We start from the raw sequence: 1,114 nt of genomic DNA, 5'->3' as shown, positions 1-1,114 counted from the left end.
CTGGCTTTCTTGTGTTTGGCGTTGTACCAGGTGAGTGCGGAGAGGGCGAGGACGGCGAGGACGTTGACGGTGAGGGCGCCGCCGCCCGCGGTGGGCGTGACGGGGGCGGTGGGGGCTTGGGTGGCGAGCATTTCGCCGGCGAGTGCGTGCAGGTTCATGGCGGGTCCTCAGTGGGTGTAGAGCGCGGCGGCGGCTGCGATGGCCGCCCAGAAGCACGCGAGGTTGAAGGCGATGGCGCGGACGGTGCGCGGGGGCAGGCTCGGCGCGAGGGCCAGGAGGCCGATGAGGCCGAGCCCCGCCGCCAGCACGCCGATGACGGCGGGGTGCATCAGTTGCTGCCGGTGCGAGCGAGGGTGCGGACGACGTCGGCGTCGTAGAGGCGCCAACCCATCTCGTGCTTGGTGGCGATGGGCAGTCGGCCCTCGCGGACCCAGGTGTCGATGGTCGCGCGGTGGACGCCGGTGAGTCCGGCGGCCTGCTTCGCGGTGACGAGGTCGCGCTTCGGCGTGGGCTTCGCGCTCGCGGGTCGCGTCTCGGGCTCGGAGGTCGCGTCTTCGGCCCGGGGCGCGACGCTCGGCCGGGGTGTGGCGACGGCCGGCGGCGCCTTGCGGGGCCGACTGGGGCGCGGACGCTCGACCTTCGGCGCGCGAGGCTCGCGTGTCGCGCGTTGGTCGAGCCAGGTCTCGATGAGGACGCGCAGCCGCTGGTGGAACATGACCGCTACGAGGTGGGCGCCGAGCGCGATGCAGGCGTTCGGGGCGGCCGCGGCGAGGATCACGTGGGACCAGGTGGTCCATGCGGACTCGGCGGTGACGCCCGCGGCGTCGAGGCCGTGCGCGACGTTCAGCATGGTCGACAGGACGGTGAGTCCGATGACGGTGCCGATGGCGGCGCGGTAGCCGTCGCGGCCGTAGAGGCAGATTGCGGCGATGAGGGCGACGCCGTCGAGGCCGTCGATGCTCAGGGGGTACCAGGGGCTGGCGACTTCGCCGAGGCCGATGCCGGTGGCGGTGTCTCGGAGGGGGACCCAGGAGACGCGCATGCCGACGATGACGGTGCCCGCGAGGAGGAGGGCGACTGCGGCGAAGGCGATGAGGCCGGCGGTGACGTGCCA

General features: G+C 73.2%; 2 protein-coding genes. Both read right to left on the bottom strand.

The features are described from left to right. Positions 1 to 167: 167 nt before the first annotated feature. Positions 168 to 329, bottom strand: a complete 162-nt coding sequence (locus ACWCPW_RS52045; protein WP_449768699.1) for a hypothetical protein — start codon at positions 327 to 329, stop codon at positions 168 to 170. After that, positions 329 to 1,114, bottom strand: a 786-nt coding sequence (locus ACWCPW_RS52040; RefSeq protein WP_449768698.1) for a MerR family transcriptional regulator, incomplete at its 5' end; no start/stop codon positions are given. The genes ACWCPW_RS52040 and ACWCPW_RS52045, both read right to left, overlap by 1 nt.

This window comes from Embleya sp. NPDC001921, from assembly GCF_053594475.1.
The sequence above is the reverse complement of the archived record's forward strand: the minus strand, read 5'-3'. Positions and strand labels throughout refer to the sequence as shown.